This window comes from Bifidobacterium sp. ESL0745, assembly GCF_029433335.1.
In the GTDB taxonomy this organism is placed as follows: Bacteria; Actinomycetota; Actinomycetes; order Actinomycetales; family Bifidobacteriaceae; genus Bifidobacterium.
In genome coordinates, this window is sequence record NZ_JAQTHX010000006.1 from 1 (window position 1) to 5,353 (window position 5,353).

The window sequence follows — 5,353 nt, forward strand, 5'->3', positions numbered from 1 at the left end:
GCCGCGCCTGGCCGCCAGCATCGTCTTGCGGTCCGGATAGCGTTTCCCGCCGTACTCGTATGCCGCCATGCGACACCCCGATTCACCTCAGGGCGTTGCAACGATCGCTAGAACCCGCCGTTATGAACCGACAACATTGGGGGGGGCAGGGAGAGCACCTGACTTCACAAGCAGCGCATTGCTCTACGCAACGTGCGAAGTCAGGTCTTTCGAAGTCGACGACCGAGAAGAATCGGAAGACTTCTGGCCGCCGTTTACGACTGTGGAATTCGTACCTGCAGTATCTACAGGACCGCCTTTAGAAGAATCAGGAAAATCCGAAGGTGCCCCTGACTGTTGCGACGAACCCTTCTCGTCTTGTGGCGCTTCATCCACGCCTTGCTACGCGGATGCCAAGACGGAAACACTTGTCAACGTTGCAATCGCTGCCAAACATGCTAACGCCTTATGCCACAACTTCATAAAAGAATCACTCCCCCAAGGATGGAATCCATCTCTTCGCAAGCCCCCACTTGCGTACACAAGAGATGCAATTCAGCATCCACTATTTGGAATACATCATCCTTCCTTATTTATGCAAATTATTACGTTAAACGGTAAAAATCGGTCAGTTAAATGCAATTAATCCGTTGCGAACGGCAAAAAGAAATTTACAATTTCAATTGGAATGACAGGTATAGAGCAAAAAAGAGTTGGGGACAACTGAGGCTTAGCCAATAACCTGAAATGACATTATTCCGTATTCAAGGGCATAGGCCAAAACATTTAGTTTATAACCCATATTTGAACCTTCACTAAACATGGAGTCGCTGAACACATGAGAAAGGGGCCCGCATCGGATTCGATTCGATGCGGGCCCTATTTTCTTCAATCAACCTGCGTGAGGTCTAGCCTCAACCCTGTCTCAGGCCACCCTGAACGAGCGATGGCGCACGATGTCCAGACGACTGCGACGGCTGATCACCAGCATCGCGCCCAAGGCCGCGAGCACCAGCAGCAGGAACACCCAAACCGGCGCCTGACGAGTCGGCCCGGAAGCCGCCGCCGTAGACGTAGCGATATCCTGCCCCGGGCAACGGATCGCCGCCGGCTCGACACCGGTACCGTACCAGTACGCCACCGGAATGCACTGCGGAACCGAGTTCTTCGGCCCAGACTGCTGCGGCACCGACGGCGTCCCATCAGCATCATGGCCCAACGGCTGCAACGGACCAGCCGCCACGTTCGGGCTCGCACCCGAAAGCACCGGACTGTTCGCCAATGCCGCCACCGGGGAACCATACACCGGCAACGCAGGCGCATTGCTCAACACCGACGGCAACGAGCCAGCCCCCGGACGTACACCGGCGACACCACCAGCAGCGGACTGGCCGCCCGCGGCACCCGCAGCGGACCCGCCGCCACCGACACCACCGGGCACCGACCCACCGGCAACACCTGCACCAGCGCCGGACGCACCATGGCCGGAACCACCGCCAGCGCCCTGGCCACCCTGACCGGGCTGCTGGCCCGAACCAGAGCCACTACCACCATGGCCAGGCTGGGACGACGACGAACCAGAACCCTGACCGCCGTTGTTGTTGCCGGAACCGTTACCGTTGCTGTTGGAACCGCCACCGTTTCCGGAACCATTACCGTTGTTGCCGTTACCGGAACCACCGCCATTGTGATTGCCACCGGAAGCGTTATTGCCAGAACCGGAACCATTACCGTTGCCGGAACCATTGTTGTTGGAACCGCCACCGTTACCGGAACCGTTACCGTTGTTTCCGTTACCGGAACCACTGCCACCATGGCCAGGATCGGAACCACCGCCATTGCCGTTGCCACCGGAAGTGTTGTTGCCGGAACCGGAACCATTGCCGTTGCCGGAACCGGAACCATTGCCGTTGCCGGAACCACCATTGCCATTGCCGGAACCATTGCCGTTACCGGAACCACCATTGCCATTGCCGGAACCATTGCCGGAACCATTGTTGTTGGAACCGCCACCGTTGTTGCCACTGCCGGAACCACTGCCACCATGGCCAGGATCGGAACCACCGCCATTGCCGTTGCCACCGGAAGCGTTGTTGCCCGAACCGGAACCATTACCGCTGCCGGAACCACCATTGCCGTTGCCGGAACCATTGCCGTTGCCGGAACCATTGCCGTTGCCGGAACCATTGCCGGAACCATTGTTGTTGGAACCGCCACCGTTACCGGAACCGTTACCGCCGTTCCCGTTGTTGCCACTGCCGGAACCACTGCCACCATGGCCAGGATCGGAACCACCGCCATTGTGGTTGCCACCGGAAGTGTTGTTGCCGGAACCGGAACCACTGCCATTACCGGAACCGGAACCACCATTGCCGTTGCCGGAACCATTGCCGGAACCATTGTTGTTGGAACCGCCACCGTTGTTGCCACTGCCGGAACCACTGCCACCATGGCCAGGATCGGAACCACCGCCATTGCCGTTGCCACCGGAAGTGTTGTTGCCAGAACCGGAACCATTACCGCTGCCACCATGGCTCGGATCGGAACTACCGCCACCGGTACTGGACGACTCCGTGGTCGGCCAAGTGGCATAGACAGTCATATCGCCATCAGTCAGATCAACCTGAGCGCCTGCCTGCAGCAAGTCGCCACTACCATCTTCGTTTCTAGACCAACCCTTGAATGCCGTCGGCTCACAATCCGCCGTGACAGCGCAACCGGAAATCGTGAACGGGAAGGGGTTTTCTGGGCCTGGAGTTGGAATTTCAACTTTGGCACGAAGCGGGACAACGACATCCTCATTGTCATTGGAGTAATAATAGTTCGTCGGATCTCCGGCACTGTTAAACTTGGGAACATTCACTCCCCTAGCAAATTGGGCCGATGGAATCCAATCAACTGACTTATTTACAGTAGCATGATCTTTTCGGGTGGCCGCTTTAAACGTCAGCTCACGCCAATCAACAATTCTGACATAGGTACCAACTCTTTCTGCCTTATCAGACCTTGATCTAGCATACACATCTAGAATGGGGAGAGTCTGAGGATCATTCTTGTTAACATCTGCAGAGGGCGTACCCGGCTCAGCAATCTGCACCCACTCTGAACGCGAAAAATCGATGCCAAGTCTATGAGGAGCATCCTGTAAACCACCTTGATACTGATTATCGGTTAGACTTGTGTCTTTCCCAATCGTCAGCTGCTGCATACTATCCATATGGCGACAGTATCCAAACGACGGACATCTGTCTCCGGTAGAACCGTAGTCCCCAAACAAATAGTGAAGGTTAGTGTCATTATTGATGTGGAATCTGCTAAGGTCAACACGCTTGTTGCCGAAGAACATCTTCTCCATATTGGTGATTCCGTTCGTTTCCACGGAACCGAAGTCAATGTCCTCTAGAGCACCGACATGAGTACTCTTCCCGCGAGTAACGGGGTCAACATACTCGTTTGAAAACAGTTCGTGACAGTCACTGGGGAACTTAACTTTGTTGGCGCCTGTGAAAACAATCTGTTTGACAGTGTCGAGACCGGGGAAAGCCCTAAATTGATCCCTACTGAGCTCATTATCAGAAGAGCTTGCGGTGACGGTGAGTTTACAGTCTACAGAAAGCTCGGCATTGACATTCGTCCCTACACTTAACGTGGCGGGCGTACAGGTGGCCTGTGCCGAGGGCAGCTGTGGGGTAGCTGCAGGCACTGCCTGGGTTTGCGCGGCGCCCTGAGGCTGCGAGGGTTGAGTGCCGTCGGCGTTGGAGAACGCCGGGACGGACAACATGGCCGCCGCAGCCAGAAGCCCAATCGCCGCCTTCATTTGTTTACGCATATCCTGATTCTTCTTTCTTGCAAGTGGTACAGAAACCAACGGCGACTTCTGCCACCTCTGGCCTATATCTTAAGAAGAATTATATTACATTTCAGCATTCGCCGATTGTCATAAATCCCTTGTGTCACAATGCATTGGCAGGTTTTGACACGCCCGAAATAATCACTTTCTAGAGCATAAATCTTGTTCTATCGAAAACGACTAAAACAAGACGAAACTGCTATACGACGTTTGACCAGACTTTTAGCCCGAATTCCCTTTGTTCTAGGAACGAATGTCCAACGTTTGCTTTGTTACCATGAATAAAGTGGTTCTACTCCGATTATTCGTTTAGAATAACAGATGACGATTTATATTATGCCTGTTTTAATCGGAAGATATTTATTAATGTCTATTTAAATTCTGCTCCTAGCATATTTGACGCTATAGAGGATTGCCATCATTCCTATGGGTTGCGAATCTTCTAAAGAGAAAACTGCCAACAATCGACAAACTCGTGGAGCTCTATGATTTTCAAGAATCTTTGAAAATCAGTCAAACAGTTTTTCGACTTGGACTCTTCATACAACGTATTTAATGAGATACTGCCAAGATTGCCCGGAGTACCCCCATGAACTGAGTTACGTCTATGATGCCGCTTGCGCCGAAACTACGACACTTGCAACACGATTCTTGCAACTGGTATAAGGCGCAACGTTTATCAGGTTTTGGCGAGACAACGACGCAACCGAGAGAGCAATCCCAACCGCTGAACATATAGAGTGGAGCCCGTCCGGATTCGATCCGGACGGGCTCCACTCTCAATCAACCTATAGCTGGCCTAAACGCCGACGCTCAGGCCACCCTGAACGAACGATGGCGCACGATGTCCAGACGACCACGGCGGCTGATCACCAAGACCGCGCCCAAGGCCGCGAGCACCAGCAACAGGAACACCCAAACCGGCGCCTGACGAGTCGGCTCGGAAGCCGCCGCCGTCGACGTGGCGATATCCTGCCCCGGGCAACGAATTGCGGCCGGCTCGACACCGGTACCGTACCAATACGCCACAGGAATGCACTGCGGGACCGAATTCTTCGGCCCGGACTGCTGCGGTACCGACGGCGTACCGTCAGCATCATGACCAAGCGGCTGCAACGGACCAGCAGCGGCATTCGGGCTTGTACGGGAAAGGACCGGCGTGTTAGCCAATGCGGCCACAGGAGAACCGTACACCGGCAACGCAGGCGCATTGCTCAACACCGACGGCAACGACTGGACACCAGCCACACCGCCAGCGGCAACCTGACCACCGGCAGCAACTTGGCCGCCCGCGGCACCCGCAGCGGACCCGCCGCCACCGACACCGCCAGGCACCACTCCACCAGCAACACCTGCACCAGCGCCGGATGCACCATGGCCGGATTCGCTACCAGTGCCCTGACCACCTTGACCGGGCTGGCTGGACGAACCGGAACCACTGCCACCCTGACCGGGCTGGCTGGACGAACCGGAACCACTGCCACCCTGACCGGGCTGGCTGGACGAACCGGAACCACTGCCACC

General features: G+C 55.3%; 2 protein-coding genes. Both read right to left on the reverse strand.

The genetic code is table 11. The annotated features are described in order from the left end of the window. Window positions 1-904 precede the first annotated feature (904 nt). A complete protein-coding gene (locus tag PT275_RS09120; RefSeq protein ID WP_277154078.1) occupies window positions 905-3,808 on the reverse strand; it encodes a hypothetical protein in 2,904 nt (967 codons plus the stop codon). 834 nt (window positions 3,809-4,642) lie between these two features. Continuing rightward, window positions 4,643-5,353 (reverse strand): hypothetical protein (locus tag PT275_RS09125; protein ID WP_277154080.1); only part of this gene is annotated, 711 nt, incomplete at its 5' end.